This is a genomic window from Aeromonas sp. Prich7-2 (assembly GCF_017939255.1).
Classification (GTDB): domain Bacteria; phylum Pseudomonadota; class Gammaproteobacteria; order Enterobacterales; family Aeromonadaceae; genus Aeromonas; species Aeromonas caviae.
Map to the genome: position 1 here is coordinate 1 of NZ_JAGKRI010000075.1, position 15,756 is coordinate 15,756.

Here is a 15,756-nt window from a genome sequence, read left to right on the forward strand (position 1 = left end):
CTGAGACAGGGCACTGTCCGCGAGCAAGGCATCATTGGCCAACCCTTCTGCACAGATGTTGAGGCGCCGAGCGACCTCGGAGATGGGCTCATTGCGGAAAAAGGCCATCCCCACGACGAGCCACAAGACCATATCAGAAGGTAAGCAGCGTCGGCGGATAGTGGCCTTTTCAGACAAGGCGGCAGCGGCAGTAATCCATTCGTCGGGAATATGGTCGGCAAAAATGGCCAGCCGAGCCAGCATGTCGCCAGATGCCTCAACAACATCGTTCAGATCGTTTGCAATAGACATAAAAAATCCGGAACCAGTGATTGGTTCCGGATTGTCCTACAGCAGAAGGATCGGTCAATGGATCCTTAACTGATCAGCATTGCCGTGACAGGCGGCTATTTTACCGTCAATAACCCCCTATAACCCTTCGTCATTTTCGAAAATATCGAAAGTAAATGCCGCCAACCGTCCTATTAAATTCAATAAGACGCTATCAAGCCGCGAATATGCTGGAATAAAGCCCTTATTTTCCCTTTCATGAAAACAGATGGCTCTCTTGGCACCCATTTCTACGACAGCTTCTGTCACAAAGTCCCTTGACAGGGACCATGGTGATGGAAAACCGAAGCCTCCCCCTCACCCCTTCGCAAGCTTAATATTGAATTTAAATTCAATATCAGCAGTTTATTCTATCTCTGCATGCGGTGTATCTCTCCGCCGCCTCTCGCCCAGCCCTCCTCGCCAACATGATGAACATCGATTTTACCTATTTTCATCAAAAGAGAACGGGTGGAAATAACCCTCGGATGAGGTTCAATAATTCCACCTAGATCGCACTTTTGGCATCCCTCACCCCCCTCAATTGATCTAGCGCAACTCCCACGGGGATAAATAATTATCCATTTTACCCATTTGGTATTATCCCCCCGAGCAATTGCATAAACACCGATTTATATGCAGCCATAACAATGGATCGGCCTGCCATGCCCGTCGATGATGAGCACAGATGTCCACACCAAGATGGAACGGTCAGGCCCGACATGGACTTTTATCTGGGAGTGATGACCGTGGGTTCATATGACAAGCTATTTCGACCAGGACTGGCAGCCCTGCTGCTGACCGCCCTGCTGGGCGCAGGCAGTCTGGCACAGGCGGCCGACGAGGCACAAAGCAAGGGCAAGATCGAGGCGCGCAGCGAGCTGTTCGCCAAGGATCACGCCGATCAGTTCACCAGCTGGAAAGGCACCAGCGAGAGCCGCGAACGCACCGACGCCCTGGCGGAAGATCCGCAGATGGTGGTGCTCTGGGCCGGCTACCCCTTCTCCAAGGATTACAACAAGCCGCGCGGCCACTTCTATGCGCTGACCGACGTGCGGGAAACCCTGCGTACCGGCGCCCCCAAGACTGCCGAAGACGGTCCGCTGCCCATGGCCTGCTGGAGCTGCAAAGGCCCGGACGTGGCCCGCGTCATCGACGAGAAGGGTGAGGATGGCTACTTCAAGGGCATGTGGGCAAAAGGCGGACCGGAGATCGTCAACACCATCGGCTGCGCCGACTGCCACGACACCGCCTCGAAAGAGTTCAAGGAAGGGAAACCCGCCCTGCACCTCTCCCGTCCCTATGCCGACCGGGCCATGACCGCCATCGGCAAGCCGTTCAAGGAGCAGGGACGCTTCGATCAGCAGTCTCAGGTGTGCGGCCAGTGCCACGTGGAGTACTACTTCAGCGGCCCCACCAAGGCGGTGAAATTCCCCTGGGACAAGGGTACGACTGTTGAGCAGATGGAAGAGTATTACGACGAGATTGGCTTTGCCGACTGGACCCATGCCCTCTCCAAGACCCCCATGCTCAAAGCCCAGCATCCGGAGTACGAGACCTGGCGCGCCGGCATTCACGGCCAGAACAACGTCGCCTGCGTCGACTGCCACATGCCCAAGGTGCAGAACGAACAGGGCAAGGTCTACACGGATCACAAGGTAGGCAACCCCTTCGATCGCTTCGATCAGACCTGCCGCAACTGCCACACCCAGAGCAAGGAGATGCTGCAAGGGGTGGTCAAGCAGCGCAAGGACGCCGTCACCGAAATCAAGCTCAAAGTCGAGAAGCAGCTGGTGCACGCCCACTTTGAAGCCAAGGCCGCCTGGGATGCCGGCGCCACCGAGGCCGAGATGAAGGACATTCTGCAGGACATCCGTCACGCCCAATGGCGCTGGGACTTCTCCATCGCCTCCCACGGGGTGCAGATGCACGCCCCGGAAGTGGCGCTGCGCATGCTGGGAACCGCCCTGGACAAGGCCGCCGATGCCCGCACCAAGCTGGCACGCCTGCTGGCCGCCAAGGGGATCAGCCACGAGATCGCCATTCCTGACATCTCCAGCAAGGAGAAGGCCCAGGCCGCTCTTGGCATGGACATGAAGCAGATGAACAGCGACAAGGCCCAGTTCCTCAAGACCACAGTCCCCGCCTGGGATGCCGAGGCCAAAGCGGCCGGACGGCTCGCACAATGACGAGGCATGCGGGCCCCCAGTGTCGGGCCCGCAGCCGGATGGAGGCTTCCTATGGGTGATTTAACAATGGATTTCTTACGACTGATGCTGATGGCAGCCATGCTGCTCACCAGCCTGCAGGGCCAGGCGGCCGATGCGGCAACCGCCCCGGCACCGACTACACATGAAGTGGAATTTCTGCGCAGTGCCGACAAGGCCTGCACCGACTGCCACAAGGAGCAGGTCGAAGGCATGCACGGCAAGCACGGCCAGGCGACCAACCCCAACAACCTGGCGCCGGTAACCTGCACCAACTGCCACGGTCAACCCTCCCCTCAACACCGGGAAGGGGTCAAGGACGTGATGCGCTTTAGCGACAGCTTCAATAACAAACAGAGTACCGAGAGCTACCCCATCGCCGAGCAGAACGGGGTCTGCATGAGCTGTCACGAGCCCAAAGTGCTGCGCGAGGCGCTCTGGGCCCACGACGTGCACGCCACCAAGCTCACCTGCACCAGCTGCCACCAGCTGCACCCGGCCAAGGAGCCCATGGTGGCTATTCCGGAGAAGTCTCGCATCAAGCTCTGCGTCGACTGCCACAGCAAGCAGCATGAGGCCGTCAAGGCGGCCAAGACGAACACCACCTCGGGCAAGGAGGTACCATGAGCTGCTCTCGCCGTCACTTCATGGCGGGGATGAGCGCGGGGGCCCTCATCATGATGACAGGGCCGACTCGCTCCCTTGCTACCCCCCTCGCCCACAGCCAGACCATCGACGGGGTCCGCTTTGGCATGCTCCACGACGAGACGGCCTGCATCGGCTGTACCGCCTGCATGGATGCCTGCCGGGAGGTGAATCAGGTACCAGAGGGGGTCTCGCGCCTCGAGATCATCCGCTCCGGCCCCATCGGCACCTTCCCCGATGCCGAGTACCACTTCTTTCGCAAGTCCTGCCAGCACTGCGACAACGCCCCCTGCGTGCACGTCTGCCCCACCGGTGCCTCCCATATCCGCAAGGAGGATGGCATCGTCGACGTCAACCCGGATCTCTGCGTTGGCTGCATGTACTGTCTGGCTGCCTGCCCCTATCAGGTGCGCTTTATCAACCCTGTGACCAAGGTGGCCGACAAGTGCGACTTTTGCCGCAAGACCAACCTGGCGGCGGGCAAGGAGCCGGCGTGCGTGGAATCCTGCCCCACCAAGGCGCTGGTGTTCGGCAATCTGGATGACCCGGACAGCCCCATCGCCAAACGGCTGGTAAAGGAGACCACCTATCGCTACAAGCAGGCACTCGGCACTTCGCCCAAGATGTACCGCGTGCCCAAAGGGGAGATAAAGTCATGACGATGCAAGAGGCATTTCACTTCCCTTCCCTTGTGTGGGGATTTGTCCGATCGCCATCTACCGCAGTAACAGAAGGAGGAATGGATCATGTTGCATGATGCATTTCACTTCCCCTCGCTGGTGTGGGACTGGCCCATAGCCATCTACCTGTTCCTGCTCGGCATCTCCGCCGGGGCCACCACCCTCTCGGTGCTGCTGCGCCGCAAGGGAGCCGGCAGCGAGAGCGGCATCATCAAGGCGACTGCCATTCTGGCGCCGGTGAGCGTGGTGCTGGGGTTACTGATCCTCATCTTCCACCTGGCCCGCCCCTGGACCTTCTGGAAGCTGATGTTCCACTACCAGTTCGACTCCGTGATGTCGATGGGGGTCATGCTGTTCCAGGCCTACATGGCGGTGCTGTTTGCCTGGCTGGCGGTGGTGTTTCGGACCGAGATCGAGACCTTGCGCCGTCACCTGCTGCAAGAGAAGTTCGCCTTTGTGGATAATCTCATCGCTTGGCTTGCCCGCATCGAACGGCTACTGGCGCCACTCTTGCTGCTGCTTGCCGTGCTGTTGGGGGCCTACACCGGCTTTCTGCTGTCGGCGCTCAAGACCTATCCGCTCTTGAACAACCCGGTGCTGCCGGTGCTGTTCCTCATCTCCGGCGTCAGCTCCGGCATCGCTTCCACCATCTTGCTGGCGGTCACCCTGTTCAAGGAGAACCATCACAGCCAGGGGGTGAGCTTTGTCCACCGCTTCGAGCGGCCGGTGCTGGCGGCGGAGGTGTTGCTGCTGGTCTGTTTCTTTACCGGCCTCTACTTCGGTGGCGGCCAGAAGGAGGCAGCCATGTGGGCCGCCATCGGCAGCGGCTTCTGGGCTCAGGTGTTCTGGCTCGGGGTGGTGGGCATCGGCATGCTGCTGCCCCAGTTGCTGGCCCTGCTGGCCCCCGCGCCGCTGCGGGCCAGAAACGGCTATCTGGTGCTGGTCTGCAGCCTGACCCTGGTGGGGATCCTGCTGCTGCGCTACTTCGTGCTCTATGCCGGCCAGATGACGGTAGTTTAAAGGTATGATCACCAGCGCCAGCCACCCTCGGGTGACTGGCGCTTATTTGTTGCAATGAGTTGTTGCGATTGATTGTTGCCAGAAATGTGGATGTTATCCCCCAGCGCCGGTACGGTGCAGACGCTGCGGCATAACATAGACGAATGATTGACTGGAGGTTGTGTGCTGGCGGAGCTCGGCTATCTCTCACTGTTGCTGGCGACCGGGCTCGCCCTGCTGCAAGGGGTGCTGCCCTGGCTGGGGCTGCGGCTCGCCTCACGCCCGCTGCTGGGCTGCGCAAAGCCGCTGGCCATCCTGGTCGCGCTCCTGTTGGTGGCCGCCCTGCTGCTGCTCGCCAGCTGTTTTGGCCAGGATGACTTCACCCTGGTCTATGTGGCCCAGCACGCCAACAGCGCCCTGCCCCTTGGCTTCAAGCTGGCGGCCGTGTGGGGAGGCCACGAGGGCTCCATGCTCTTTTTCGTCTTTGCGCTGGGGCTGTGGGGCGCGCTGGTGGCCCTTTGCTCCAAACGGGTCGATCCGCTGATCACAACCCGGGTATTGGCCATCATGGGGCTGATCGTCGGGCTGTTCGGCCTCTATACCCTGATCTTCTCCAGCCCGTTTGACCGCCAGTTCCCAGGGCCGCTGGAGGGGCGCGATCTCAACCCCATGCTGCAGGACATCGGCCTCATCATCCACCCGCCCCTGCTCTATCTCGGTTATGTCGGTTTTGCGGTCAACTTCGCCTTCGCCATGGCGGCGCTGCACTCGGGTCGGCTCGATGGCGCCGTGGCCCACTGGAGCCGCCCCTGGGCGCTCGGCTCCTGGGTCTTTCTCACCGCCGGCATCGTGCTGGGCTCCTGGTGGGCCTATTACGAGCTCGGCTGGGGCGGCTGGTGGTTCTGGGATCCGGTGGAAAATGCCTCCCTCTTGCCCTGGCTGCTCGGCACCGCCCTGCTGCACGCCCTGGTGGTGTGCGAGAAGCGCGGCGCTTACGGCCACGCCGTGTTGCTGCTCTCCATCTTTACCTTTTCGCTGAGCTTGCTCGGTACCTTCGTGGTGCGCTCCGGGGTGCTCACCTCGGTACACGCCTTTGCGGTGGACCCCAGCCGCGGCCTCACCCTCTTGTTGCTGCTCGGTTTGCTATTGACCTGCGCCCTCACCCTTTTTGCCCTGCGGGCGGACATTCGCGCTCCCTATGCCCGCTTTGGCTTGCTGTCAAAAGAGGGGCTGCTCGGCGCCGCCATCCTGCTGCTTTGCGTGGCCTGCGCCAGCGTGCTGCTCGGCACCTTCTACCCCATGGTGTTCCAGTCGCTCCATCTGGGCTCGCTCTCGGTGGGCGCCCCCTATTTCAATACCATCTTCGTGCCGCTGGCCCTCTGCCTGATGGCGCTGATGACCCAGCTGCCGCGCCTGCGCTGGCAGCATCTGGCAGCCCAGCGCCGCATCACGGTGCTGCTCCCATGCCTGTTCGGCCTGCTGGGGGGCACCTTGCTGAGCCTCGCCTATCCCGAACCGCTGCGGGCAAGCTGGCTGGGGCTTGCGGCCAACGTGCTGAGCCTCTGGCTGATGGCCAGCCTGCTGCTCCCCCTCTTGCAACCGATCGCCCTGCGCGAACTCACCCTCAATCGGCTTGGCAGCCTGCTGGCCCACCTCGGGGTGGCGGTGTGCGCCCTCGGCATCGCACAGGTGAGTCACCACAGTCAGGAGGGGGGCGCGGTGCTCGCCGCAGGCCAGCCCTGTCAACTCGGCGCCTTCGAGTTTCGCTATGAGGGGAGCGAGCCCATTATCGGCCCCAACTACACCGCCGAGCGCATCACCTTGAGCGTGCACCGGGAGGGCCAGGAGGTAGCTAGGCTCACCCCGGAGCGGCGCCACTACAGCGTGCGCACCATGAACATGAACGAACCCGGGATCAAATGGGGACTGCTCGGCGATCTCTACGTGGTGCTTGGCGAAAAGATGGGACCCGGCGCCTATGCCATGCGGCTGCACTACAAGCCACTGGTGCGCTGGATCTGGTTCGGTGGCCTGTTGATGATGACGGGCGGCGCCCTGCGCCTGCTCGCCCGCCGGCCGCTGCTGGCTAACCATCCTGCGCCAGCTACCGCCCCCTACCCTCGGTTTGAACAGGAGTCCTTATGAACGCCCGTCTGCGCCTGTTCGTGCCACTCATGCTCAGTCTGGGGCTCGGTGCCCTGCTCTGGCTCGGCCTTGGCAACAACCCCTACAGCCAGGATGAGGCCGTCGCAGGGCGCACCCTGCCCGCGTGGCAGAGTGACGATCTGCTTGGTGGCCCCCCCATCCACACCGCGGCGCTCAAGGGGGAGCCCTTCGTGCTCAACGTCTGGGCCAGCTGGTGCCCCAACTGCCGCGCCGAGCATCCGCTGCTGGGTGAGCTGGCCAGCGCCGTGCCCCTCTATGGCCTCAACTACCGGGACAAGGGCGATGCCGCCCGCGCCTGGCTCACCGAGGCGGGCAACCCCTATCGCGCCGTGCTGGCCGACCCCGACGGCCAACTCGCACTGGAGCTAGGCGTCTACGGCACGCCGGAGACCTATCTCTTCGCCGGCGACGGCACCCTGTTGACCCGTCATACCGGCCTGCTCACCCGGGAGATCTGGCAACGCCAGTTTGCCCCTCTACTTGCCGAGGCCCGCAGCAACACCGCTAGCCAGCCCGAAGTGGAAAGAGAAGTAGAGAAACAAGTGCAGGAGAGCAAGCCATGAGCCGCCTCGGCCACGCCCTGATAGCGCCACTCTTGCTGGCCTTGAGCCTCGGGGCCCTTGCCAGCGGGGTCGACACCTATGAGTTTCGCCACCCCGAGCGGCAGACCCGCGCTCAGGAGCTGGCCCGCGCCCTGCGCTGCCCCCAGTGTCAGAACCAGAACCTGGTGGAGTCCAACTCCCCCATCGCCCGGGATCTGCGGCTCGAGGTCTACCGCTGGGTGGACGAGGGGCAGTCTGATGAGCAGGTGATCGCCCGCATGACGGAGCGCTTCGGCGATTTCGTGCGCTACGATCCCCCCTTCAAGCGCAGCACGGCGCTGCTGTGGGGCGGCCCCGCCCTCTTGCTGTTGCTGGCCCTCAATCGCCTGCGCAGGAGCCTGCATCGCCGGCAACCGGCGCGGGTGCCGCTTGTCGGCGACAGAGCCGAGGGGGTGCTCGCCCACGACCCCAGGGCCGAACTGAACCGGCTGATCATGGCCGAGCAGCAGGCGGGGCTTGCCCACCACAGCCGCCTCTACCGGGAGCTGGAGCTGGCCCGCCTCGCCAACGCCACCCCAACCGCCGAGCAGGCCCTGCGCGAGCGGCTGGCCAAGGACCGCACCGCCCGTCCGCTGCCCTGGCTGCGCTCCTGGATGCTGTTTGGGGCCTTGCTGCTGGCGCTGATGGCCGGTATTTATGCCGGCACCGGCCGCTATCAGGCGTGGCAGGCGTATCAGGCGCGCCCCGATCCGCTGGCGGGATTGAGCCCGCGGGATCTGCAGGACAAGGAGCTGGGCGCCCTGCACCAGCGTCTGCAAGCCAACCCCGCCGATCTCGACGGCTGGGCGGCGCTCGGCCAGCTCTATCTCTATCGGGACGAGTACGACAATGCCCTGCTCGCCTACCAGCGCCTCGCCCTGCAAGAAGGGGGCGCCAGCGCGGCGACCCAGGCCGCCCAGGCCACCGTGCTCTACTACCAGGCGGGCCAGCAGCTCACCCCGGAGGCGCAGCGTCTGCTTGATAGCGCGCTCAAGCAGGACAAGGGTGAGGTGAGCGCCCTGATGCTGCTCGCCTCCGATCACTTCCTGCACGGCCGCTACTCCCAGGCCATCGCCCTCTGGCAGCAGTTGCTGGACGAGGAGCGCCCACGCATCAACCGGGTCGCGCTGATCAAGGCCATTCAGACCGCGCGAATGATGGGAGGATGACGCGGGGCAAAACGGCGATAATGCAGCGGACCATCTTCCCTGCCGGGCGCCGTTTTTATCGCCATGGTCGCCATTAACGACCCCTTCATCATCCCAAGGCGCCGAAAGGTGCAAAAAGAGTCGTCATCCCGCCCCTCGCCAGCATATAGTGCGCCCCCGTGGTGGCGTGTCTGCCATGGCCTGGCAGGCCTCTATGACTCCCTTTTGCGGGCCCAATAGCCCCGATGCGGGGGATTTCAAGGTGCGCTGGCCCATAAAATGGAAATATCCGGCCACCAGACGTTGTGAAGCGTCAATTACCGTCATATAACTTAGCCAAATGTCCCTGTGAGTCGTAGTAGAGTCAAATCATGAACCTTCGTCCTTTTCTTCCCTTGCTGCTCGGCGCCTTCCTCCTTCCCGCCAGCATGGAAAGCGCCCATGCCAACCCGTTTTCTGCGACCTCTTCTTCCACCAACAGCCTGCTCGAACCCCGCAGCAACCTGCCGCTGAGATCCGATGCCTACGTGGTCGTCAACCCGAAAACCGGCGAGACACTGGCAGAGCGCAACGCCAACCGGGTGATGTCCATCGCCTCCATCACCAAGCTGATGACAGCGCTGGTGGTACTGGATGGCAATCAGCGCCTCAACGAGACCCTCACCGTCACCATGGATGACGTGGACAGACTCAAGGGCACGGGGTCGCGCCTCGCGGTGGGCTCGCGCCTGAGCCGCGCCGACATGCTGCACATCGCACTGATGTCCTCTGAAAACCGCGCCGCCTCCGCCTTGGGACGGCACTACCCAGGTGGCCGCAAAGCCTTTATCGAGGCAATGAATGCCAAGGCCCGCATGCTCGGCATGTGGAGCACCCATTTCGCCGACAGCACCGGGCTCAACCCCCGCAACGTCTCCACCGCACACGATCTCGCCAAACTGGCTGCTGCCGCATCCACCTACCCGCTGATCCGCCAGTACACCGCCTCCGAGCAGCGTCTGGTACGCAACGGCAAGCGCCAGCTGCACTACCTCAACTCCAACCGCCTGGTACGGGAAGGAAGCTGGCCCATTCTGGTCTCCAAGACCGGTTATATCCGCGAGGCGGGGCGCTGCCTGGTGATGGGAACCCGGGTCAACAACGAGCCCGTGGTCATGGTGCTGCTTCACGCCAACACCACGGATGAACGGGTCGCCGATGCCAGAAAGATCAAGAGCTGGCTGGAAACCTCGGGCCGCATGACCCTGACGGCGCAGTCCACTCCCCAGCCCAGGCTCTTCAGCAGCCAGTAACCGCAACGAGAACAAGGGCCCCCGCACCGGCAGGTGCGGGGGCCTTTTTCATTAGTGGCAATCACCCCCTATTGCCTCTTTCTGCTCCCCCAGTGATCCCGACCGTATGGTGCTTCGTTAAGGAGGCAGAGAGAAACCAAGGGCATCAACAGGGCCGCCACATGCACCTCAAACCCCATCTACCCGAGAAGATCTGTCCCGTCTGCCTGCGTCCTTTTGCCTGGCGGCGCAAGTGGGCCCGCTGCTGGCAGGAAGTGCGCTATTGCAGCGAACGCTGCCGTCGTCGGAAGGAGCACCCCTGATGGAGCTGCGCCTCATTCTCGGGGATCAACTGAACGCAGGTCACAGCTGGTTTCACACGCAGGATCCCGCTGTCTGCTACCTGATGGCGGAGCTGCGCCAGGAGACCGACTACTGCCGCCACCATCGCCAGAAGGTGCTCGCCTTCTTTGCCGCCATGCGCGCCTTCGCCGCCGCCCTCACCAAGGCGGGCCACCGGGTCTGCTACCTGACTCTCGATGAGAGCGCCCCCTGGCCCGATTTGCCGAGCTTGCTGGCGGCCCAGCTCGAAGCGCATCAGGCCGAGCGCTTCGCCTGGCAGAGCCCGGACGAGTGGCGCCTTGCAAGCCAGCTGACCCAGTGGGCCTCAGGCCTTGCCATCCCGACCGCTGAGGTGGACAGCGAACATTTTCTCACCCCCCGCGATGGCTGGCGACGCTACCCCCACAGCCGGATGGAGTTCTTCTACCGCGCCCTGCGAAAGCAGTACCGGGTGCTGCTCGATGAGCGCGGCCAGCCCCTTGGGGGGCGCTGGAACTTCGATGCCGAGAATCGCGCCAAATTGCCGGCGAGCCAACCCATCCCGGCGCCCCTCACCTTTGCCAACGAGGTGAGCGACATCGATGCCATGCTGACCCGCCACGGCGTCGCCACCATTGGCAGTGCCGATGCCGACGCCCTGCCCTGGCCCGTCACCCGGCGCCAGAGCCGCGCACTGCTTGAACACTTCCTTGCACACTGCCTGCCCCACTTCGGTCGCTATCAGGACGCCCTGAGCGAACGGGGCTGGAGCCTGTTCCACAGCCGCTTGTCGTTTTCCATGAACAGCAAGATGCTCCATCCCCTCGAGGTGATCCGCGCTGCGCAAGCTCACTGGCAGGCCAATCAGGCCACCATTTCCCTGGCGCAGGTGGAGGGGTTCATCCGCCAGATCCTCGGCTGGCGCGAGTTTGTCCGCGCCCTCTACTGGGAAAAGATGCCCGAGTATCAGCGCACCAACTTTCTCGGGGCCGAGCGACCCCTGCCCGGTTTTTTCTGGAATGGAGAAACCAGCATGGCCTGCGTACGTCACGCCATTCGACAGTCTCTGGAGCACGCCTATGCCCACCATATCCAGCGGCTGATGGTGACCGGCAACTTCGCCCTGCTGGCGGGGATCCACCCTGACGAGGTGGATGCCTGGTATCTGGGCATCTATGTGGATGCCATCGAGTGGGTGGAGCTGCCCAACACCCGCGGCATGAGCCAGTTTGCCGATGGCGGCCTGATGGGCAGCAAGCCCTACGCCAGCAGCGGCGCCTATCTCGAACGAATGGGCCACTACTGCAAGGGGTGTCACTATCAGGTGAAGGCCCGCAGCGGGCCGGACAGCTGCCCCTTCAACAGCCTCTATTGGCACTTTCTTTGGCGCAACCGGGACAAACTTGGCAACAACCCTCGCCTCGCCCTGCCCTATGCCAACTGGGATGGCCAAACCACAGAACAGCAGCAAGCCATCCTGACGACGGCAGAGCATCATCTGCTCCATCTGGAGCGGCTCTGAATCGACCGGATTTCATGCCAAAAAGTGAGCAAATGACAACATTGAGAGCCAGTTAACAAAATGTGAATAGCGATAACCACCAATGACATCGACACCAGTTGAATATCCTGTGGCGGCTGATTAAGGTGGAGGCCCCAGTCAAGGAGAGACAAGATGGACATAGTGGTACTCGGTGGTGGCGTGGTCGGTGTGACCAGCGCCTGGTATCTGGCCAAGGCCGGTCACAAGGTGACCCTGCTGGAGCGGCGTGACGGGGTGGCCCTTGAAACCAGCCATGCCAACGCGGGTCAGATCTCCCCGGGTTATGCTTCCCCCTGGGCTGCCCCCGGCATTCCCCTCAAGGCCGCCAAATGGCTGCTGCAAAAGCACGCCCCCTTCACGGTGCGGCCCACCTCGGACCCCTTCCAGCTGCGCTGGATGCTGAAGATGTTCGCCAACTGCACGCCGACGGCCTATGCGGTCAACAAGGGGCGCATGGTGCGGCTGGCCGAATACAGCCGCGACTGCATGAAGCAGTTGCGGGGCGAGCTCGCGCTCGACTACGAAGGGCGCCAGCTCGGCACCCTGCAACTGTTTCGCAGTCAGGGCCAGCTCGATGCCAGCCAGCGCGATATTGCCGTGCTCGAGGAGTACGGCGTCCCCTATCAGTCTCTGAATGCCGACGGCTGCGAGGAGGTCGAGCCCGCCCTGGCAAGGGTGCGTGGCAAGGTGGTGGGCGGCCTGCGCCTGCCGGGAGATGAAACCGGTGACTGTTTCCGCTTCACCCAGGCCCTGGCGGACGAGGCCCGCAAGCTCGGGGTGAGCTTCGTCTTCAACTGCGCCATCGACGAGGTCGAGATCGCGAAGGGACGCGCCGTGGCGGTCCGTGCCGGCGAGCAGCGCTTCCAGGCCGACGCCATCGTCTGTGCCCTCGGCAGTTATGGCACCGGCTTCCTGCGCCCCCTCGGAATTGAGCTCCCCGTCTACCCGGTCAAGGGGTACTCCCTCACCCTGCCGATGACGGATGCCGAGGGCGCCCCGCGCAGCACCGTGCTGGACGAAACCTACAAGGTCGCCATCACCCGCTTCGACGAACGGATCCGGGTGGGCGGCATGGCCGAACTCTCGGGCTTCAACCTGGCGCTCAACCCCAGACGCCACGATACCCTGGCCATGGTGGTGAGGGATCTCTTCCCCCAGGGGGGAAATCTGGAGCAGGCCACTTTCTGGACCGGGCTACGCCCCATGACGCCGGACGGCACGCCCCTGGTGGGCCCAAGCCCCATCCCCGGGCTCTGGCTCAATACCGGCCACGGTACCCTGGGCTGGACTATGGCGGCAGGATCGGGCCAGTTGCTCAGCGATCTCATCTCGGGCAATACCCCGGATATCAGCGACGAGGGGCTCACCCTGGCCCGCTACGGCTAGGCGTTGGCCACCCGTCTGTGCAAGTCTGCGAAAAAAGAGGGCGTGCCTGGCACGCCCTCTTTTTTCTTGCCCCCCTGGCTATGACAACACCGGGGTCGCCTCCTCGCTCGTCAGTCCGGGTTTCAGGGCCAGGGTGAACAGGGCCGCCACCATGTCGGACTGAGTGATGATGCCCACCAGCTGCTCCCCCTCCACCACCGGCATGTGGTGCAGCCCCCCGTCGGAGAAGGCCTCCACCAGATCGTAGAGAGGCTGGTAGCGCCGCGCCGTCTGCACCTCCCGGGTCATCAGATCCGCGACCTGCTGCTGCTCAAGGGCCTCCTTCGCCCTCGGCTGGTGACCCGCCCGGTCGATCATCAGGTCGTGCAGGGTGATGATGCCGACCAGCCTCTCCCCCTCATCCACCACCGGCAGCGCCTTGATCTGGTGGTGGGAGAGCAGATGCCACGCTTCCATGGCGAGCGCCTGTGGCGTCGTCACGACGAGATCCCGCGACATCACATCCTGGCACCGTACCGTCCCCACTCGCTCGCGCAGGGCGTGAAGCTGGGCCTCCTGCAGCAACTCCTGCAGATCCTGGCGGCTGATGTCCAGCAGTTCCCCGTGTTTTTGCAGGGCAAAGTCGATGTCCTGGGTGGCGAGTCGGGCACTCGGCTGGGGATCCGCCGTCTGGTGGCGATTGGGCGCCGCCTTGCCGCCATGGGGATAACGACGCCCCAGAGCGCGGTTGTAGAGCAAGCCCAGACTCAGCAGCAACAGGGAGTTGAGCAGCACCGGCAGCAGCACGTAGCCGACCCCGAGCGCCCGGATCCCCTCGCCGCCGATGACGGCGGTCAGGGCCACGGCGCCGCCGGGCGGGTGCAGGCTGCGGGTGAGGAACATGGCGGCGATGGCCAGCATCACCGCCAGGGCCGAGGCGATAGCCATGTCCGGCACCAGGCTCGCACTCAATACCCCCATCAGGGCCGACACCCCGTTGCCCACAAGGATGGACCAGGGCTGGGCCAGGGGGCTGGCCGGGGCGGCAAACAGCAGCACGGCGGAGGCCCCCATGGGGGCGATGAGCCAGTGCACCTCGAGCCCCAACCCCCAGCGGCACAGCAAGGCGGTGCCGAGCAAGCCGATGAGGGCGCCAAGGGCGCCGTAACAACTCTCTTTGACGCTGGTATTGGTCGATACCGGCAAAAAATCCCTGAACTGCATGGTGCTCCCGCGGACGATAACATTTATTTCAAATGCGCAATTCTAGCCACTTTCCCCCGTCCCGCACCAGCCCCCCGCTCCGCCATGGCCATCATCCGCACGCGTTTTCCCTTCTTAACATTGTCTTAAGAGTCCGCTGGCACCCTTTACGCCATCCCAACACTGGAGCCCAACGGTATGACTCACCTCAACGATGCCCTGCGCCGCTTCGACGGCCAACGCCGGGTCTGGACGGCGGGACTGGAGCGAACCCTGCTCGGCTGGCTTGCCAGTCGCAGCGCATTGCCGCCCTCTTCGCAGGCACCCCGCCGGATCCTGGTCATTCGCAGCACCAACCGCATCGGCAACAACCTCTTCCTGCTGCCCTTCCTGCACCAGCTTCATCGCGCCCATCCCCACGCCGAGCTGGAGCTGGTGTGCAGCCCCACCGCCCTGCTCCCCTTCCTGGCCGATCTGCCCCTGCGGCACATTCATCAGATCCGGTTGCAGGGCAGACACCTGCCGGACGCCCTCTCGGCACTCTCGCGTCTGCGCCGCCAACACTACGACAGGGTCTACGTCCCCTTCGCCTCCAGTACGGATCACTTCATCGCCGCCTGGGTACAGGCCCGTGAGAAATGCGGCTTCAACGATGGCCACGGGGATCTCATCTTCCCGCGTCCGCGGGCTGCGGACAGTGAGTGCCACTACGCCCACCAGCCCCTGCAACTGCTCGGCATACCGGGCAATCCGGCCGAACCCATTCCCCTTGGCAGCCTGTTGCAGGGGCCAAGCCCGGCCTTGAGTGCGCTGCGACGAGCCCATCCTGGCCGTCCCCTGATCGGCTTTTTCACCGGCGCCCGCAAGGGCAAGGGGCTCTCCCAGCCCCAGTGGCAGCGGTTGCTTGGGGATCTGCGCCGTCACAGCCCGGATGCCCTGCTGATCCAGCTCGCGGATCCCGCCGCCCCCGAGCACCTGCTCGGGGACGTGCACGTTTCCCTTGGCAACATGGGGGAGCTGGCCCGCTTCACGGGCGGCCTCTCCCTCTTCGTCAGCGCCGACACCGGTCCCCTGCACCTGGCTGCCGCCAGCGGTGTGCCCTGTCTTGGCCTCTTTACCCAGACCGACCCCGCCCGCTACGGGTGCCTGGGTGCCCAGCACCTCAATCTGGTGATCGAGGATCGCAATGCCATCCCCCTCGACCAACAGTGGCTGGCCGAGGCGCTCGCAAGCGCCCCTCACCCGGTGACGATGTCGGTTTCCCCCACCCGCTACCAGCCCGCCTCCCACCCCGCCCTGATCCCCCTCTAGGGAGCGG

The 15,756-nt window shown here is 63.6% G+C and carries 14 protein-coding genes; 12 read left to right on the forward strand and 2 right to left on the reverse strand.

Annotated features, from left to right (window positions below):
• A partial coding sequence (locus J9892_RS13700) for a transposase domain-containing protein (protein ID WP_210538492.1) occupies positions 1 to 291 on the reverse strand: 291 nt, incomplete at its 3' end.
• 761 nt (positions 292 to 1,052) lie between these two features.
• Here J9892_RS13700 and nrfA point away from each other — a divergent pair.
• From nrfA to J9892_RS13755, 11 genes are all read left to right on the forward strand, one after another.
• Positions 1,053 to 2,498 carry an ammonia-forming nitrite reductase cytochrome c552 subunit gene (nrfA, locus tag J9892_RS13705; protein WP_182975774.1) on the forward strand — a complete coding sequence of 482 codons (1,446 nt, stop codon included), beginning with the start codon at positions 1,053 to 1,055 and terminating at the stop codon, positions 2,496 to 2,498.
• A gap of 51 nt (positions 2,499 to 2,549) precedes the next feature.
• Entirely contained in the window at positions 2,550 to 3,143 is a 594-nt protein-coding gene (nrfB, locus tag J9892_RS13710) for a cytochrome c nitrite reductase pentaheme subunit (protein ID WP_210538493.1), read from the forward strand.
• Complete coding sequence (locus J9892_RS13715; RefSeq protein ID WP_039041283.1) at positions 3,140 to 3,820, forward strand: 4Fe-4S dicluster domain-containing protein; 681 nt, start codon at positions 3,140 to 3,142, stop codon at positions 3,818 to 3,820. Before nrfB ends, J9892_RS13715 begins: the two co-directional genes overlap by 4 nt.
• A gap of 87 nt (positions 3,821 to 3,907) precedes the next feature.
• On the forward strand, positions 3,908 to 4,861 hold the full coding sequence (gene nrfD / locus J9892_RS13720) for a cytochrome c nitrite reductase subunit NrfD (protein ID WP_210538494.1): 954 nt from the start codon (positions 3,908 to 3,910) through the stop codon (positions 4,859 to 4,861).
• A 162-nt stretch (positions 4,862 to 5,023) separates the two neighbouring features.
• Positions 5,024 to 6,985 carry a heme lyase NrfEFG subunit NrfE gene (gene nrfE, locus J9892_RS13725; protein WP_210538495.1) on the forward strand — a complete coding sequence of 654 codons (1,962 nt, stop codon included), beginning with the start codon at positions 5,024 to 5,026 and terminating at the stop codon, positions 6,983 to 6,985.
• Complete coding sequence (locus tag J9892_RS13730) at positions 6,982 to 7,569, forward strand: DsbE family thiol:disulfide interchange protein (protein ID WP_210538496.1); 588 nt, start codon at positions 6,982 to 6,984, stop codon at positions 7,567 to 7,569. Before nrfE ends, J9892_RS13730 begins: the two co-directional genes overlap by 4 nt.
• Positions 7,566 to 8,756: a heme lyase NrfEFG subunit NrfF gene (gene nrfF / locus J9892_RS13735; protein ID WP_210538497.1), complete on the forward strand. Its 1,191-nt coding sequence runs from the start codon at positions 7,566 to 7,568 to the stop codon at positions 8,754 to 8,756. Before J9892_RS13730 ends, nrfF begins: the two co-directional genes overlap by 4 nt.
• 350 nt (positions 8,757 to 9,106) lie before the next feature.
• Entirely contained in the window at positions 9,107 to 10,027 is a 921-nt protein-coding gene (locus J9892_RS13740) for a serine hydrolase (protein WP_029314613.1), read from the forward strand.
• A gap of 161 nt (positions 10,028 to 10,188) precedes the next feature.
• Complete coding sequence (locus J9892_RS13745) at positions 10,189 to 10,329, forward strand: DUF2256 domain-containing protein (RefSeq protein WP_080768040.1); 141 nt, start codon at positions 10,189 to 10,191, stop codon at positions 10,327 to 10,329.
• Positions 10,329 to 11,849, forward strand: coding sequence for a cryptochrome/photolyase family protein (locus tag J9892_RS13750; RefSeq protein ID WP_210538498.1), 1,521 nt, complete (start codon positions 10,329 to 10,331; stop codon positions 11,847 to 11,849). Before J9892_RS13745 ends, J9892_RS13750 begins: the two co-directional genes overlap by 1 nt.
• Before the next feature lie 153 nt (positions 11,850 to 12,002).
• The gene (locus tag J9892_RS13755; RefSeq protein WP_210538499.1) at positions 12,003 to 13,256 is read left to right on the forward strand and encodes a D-amino acid dehydrogenase; all 1,254 of its coding nucleotides are present in this window, start codon (positions 12,003 to 12,005) and stop codon (positions 13,254 to 13,256) included.
• 78 nt (positions 13,257 to 13,334) lie between these two features.
• On the opposite strand, the gene J9892_RS13760 is transcribed toward J9892_RS13755, so the two are convergent.
• Positions 13,335 to 14,459 carry an HPP family protein gene (locus tag J9892_RS13760; RefSeq protein ID WP_128272572.1) on the reverse strand — a complete coding sequence of 375 codons (1,125 nt, stop codon included), beginning with the start codon at positions 14,457 to 14,459 and terminating at the stop codon, positions 13,335 to 13,337.
• Between the two features lie 177 nt (positions 14,460 to 14,636).
• On the opposite strand from J9892_RS13760, the gene J9892_RS13765 reads away from it, so the two are divergent.
• Positions 14,637 to 15,749 carry a glycosyltransferase family 9 protein gene (locus tag J9892_RS13765; protein ID WP_210538500.1) on the forward strand — a complete coding sequence of 371 codons (1,113 nt, stop codon included), beginning with the start codon at positions 14,637 to 14,639 and terminating at the stop codon, positions 15,747 to 15,749.
• The last annotated feature ends 7 nt before the right edge of the window (positions 15,750 to 15,756 follow it).

Excerpts from the sequence above, each read along its gene's own strand:
- J9892_RS13740 (WP_029314613.1), top strand. The coding sequence starts at position 9,107 with ATGAACCTTCGTCCTTTTCTTCCCTTGCTGCTCGGCGCCTTCCTCCTT.
- J9892_RS13760 (WP_128272572.1), bottom strand. The coding sequence starts at position 14,459 with ATGCAGTTCAGGGATTTTTTGCCGGTATCGACCAATACCAGCGTCAAA.
- J9892_RS13750 (WP_210538498.1), top strand. The coding sequence starts at position 10,329 with ATGGAGCTGCGCCTCATTCTCGGGGATCAACTGAACGCAGGTCACAGC.
- nrfD (WP_210538494.1), top strand. The coding sequence starts at position 3,908 with ATGTTGCATGATGCATTTCACTTCCCCTCGCTGGTGTGGGACTGGCCC.
- J9892_RS13765 (WP_210538500.1), top strand. The coding sequence starts at position 14,637 with ATGACTCACCTCAACGATGCCCTGCGCCGCTTCGACGGCCAACGCCGG.
- J9892_RS13755 (WP_210538499.1), top strand. The coding sequence starts at position 12,003 with ATGGACATAGTGGTACTCGGTGGTGGCGTGGTCGGTGTGACCAGCGCC.
- J9892_RS13730 (WP_210538496.1), top strand. The coding sequence starts at position 6,982 with ATGAACGCCCGTCTGCGCCTGTTCGTGCCACTCATGCTCAGTCTGGGG.
- nrfF (WP_210538497.1), top strand. The coding sequence starts at position 7,566 with ATGAGCCGCCTCGGCCACGCCCTGATAGCGCCACTCTTGCTGGCCTTG.
- J9892_RS13715 (WP_039041283.1), top strand. The coding sequence starts at position 3,140 with ATGAGCTGCTCTCGCCGTCACTTCATGGCGGGGATGAGCGCGGGGGCC.
- J9892_RS13745 (WP_080768040.1), top strand. The coding sequence starts at position 10,189 with ATGCACCTCAAACCCCATCTACCCGAGAAGATCTGTCCCGTCTGCCTG.
- nrfB (WP_210538493.1), top strand. The coding sequence starts at position 2,550 with ATGGGTGATTTAACAATGGATTTCTTACGACTGATGCTGATGGCAGCC.
- nrfA (WP_182975774.1), top strand. The coding sequence starts at position 1,053 with ATGACCGTGGGTTCATATGACAAGCTATTTCGACCAGGACTGGCAGCC.